The organism is Paenibacillus sp. 01T442 (genome assembly GCF_056398345.1).
In genome coordinates this window covers 1-362 of the sequence record NZ_JBFTPF010000232.1, presented here as the reverse complement: position 1 = coordinate 362, position 362 = coordinate 1, and the positions used below count along the sequence as shown (strand labels likewise).

At 49.7% G+C, this 362-nt stretch carries 2 rRNA genes; both read left to right on the top strand.

Annotated features, from left to right (window positions below):
• Window positions 1-185 (top strand): 23S ribosomal RNA (locus tag AC1DLM_RS35595); the annotation flags it as partial.
• A 72-nt stretch (window positions 186-257) separates the two neighbouring features.
• Window positions 258-362 (top strand): 5S ribosomal RNA (gene rrf, locus AC1DLM_RS35590); the annotation flags it as partial.

Below are 362 nucleotides of genomic sequence, written 5' to 3'. Positions count from 1 at the left end.
AGGCATAGCTGGGTAGCTATGTACGGAGGGGATAAGCGCTGAAAGCATCTAAGCGCGAAGCCCCCCTCAAGATGAGATTTCCCAGTATGTAAGACCCCTTGTAGACGACGAGGTTGATAGGTTCGAGGTGGAAGTGCGGCAACGTATGCAGCTGACGAATACTAATCGGTCGAGGGCTTAACCAAAATTCCTAARWRAARTACTTTACGTTGAAGTTTCGTATCTAGTTTTCAAGGCGCAAACAAACGCTTTGACTGTTTGGTGATGATGGCGGAAGGGATCCACGCGTTCCCATCTCGAACACGACCGTTAAGCCTTCCAGCGTCGATGGTACTTGAACCGCAGGGTTCTGGGAGAGTAGA